The 601-nt window shown below is 44.9% G+C and carries 2 protein-coding genes; both read right to left on the bottom strand.

Annotated elements, in window-relative coordinates; translation table 11 throughout:
- On the bottom strand, nt 1-251 hold a 251-nt coding region (locus R7R24_RS28520), incomplete at its 3' end, for a YciI family protein (protein ID WP_318120430.1).
- 115 nt (nt 252-366) lie between these two features.
- Nucleotides 367-601, bottom strand: a 235-nt coding sequence (locus R7R24_RS28515; protein ID WP_318120428.1) for a hotdog domain-containing protein, incomplete at its 5' end; no start/stop codon positions are given.

The following is a 601-nucleotide window of genomic DNA, read 5'->3' as shown; positions in this document are numbered from 1 at the left end:
CCCGCCGCCACATAAGGATCGGCGTCAGCCCATGTTTTGGCATCTTCCAAAGAGGCAAATTCAGCAATGACTGTCGAACCAGTAAAGCCGGCTTCTCCTGGGTTATCAGAGTCGATCGCTGGCATTGGACCTGCGGTAAGTAAACGACCTTCATCTTGAAGCTGTTGCAAGCGTTCTAAATGTTGAGGACGAACGCCCATACGTTTTTCCAATGAGTTCTCGACGTCCTGAGAAAAGATGACGTACCACATAGCATAGTTCCTTAATTGGTGGGGTAAAGTGTTAATTTAACGTCTTTTTTGAACCTCTCACAAGTGAACAATAGAAAATGTGAGATTCTTCCTAGCAATTCGATTTTATGACAACTTAGCTTTGCACTGGACGTGGTTTGCCTTCACTGTCGATGGCTACATAGTTAAAGGTTGCTTCACAAACCATGAAACGATCTTCGATGCCGTCGACTTTCACTGGTTTCACCCAAACTTCTAGGTCAACGCTCATCGATGTACGGCCGATTTTCTTACACACGCCGTAACAACAAACCACGTCACCTACGCTGACTGGTTTTTTAAATGTAATGCTTGAAACAGAAACGGTAACG

The organism is Vibrio sp. 704 (assembly GCF_033339295.1).
The sequence above is the reverse complement of the archived record's forward strand: the minus strand, read 5'-3'. Positions and strand labels throughout refer to the sequence as shown.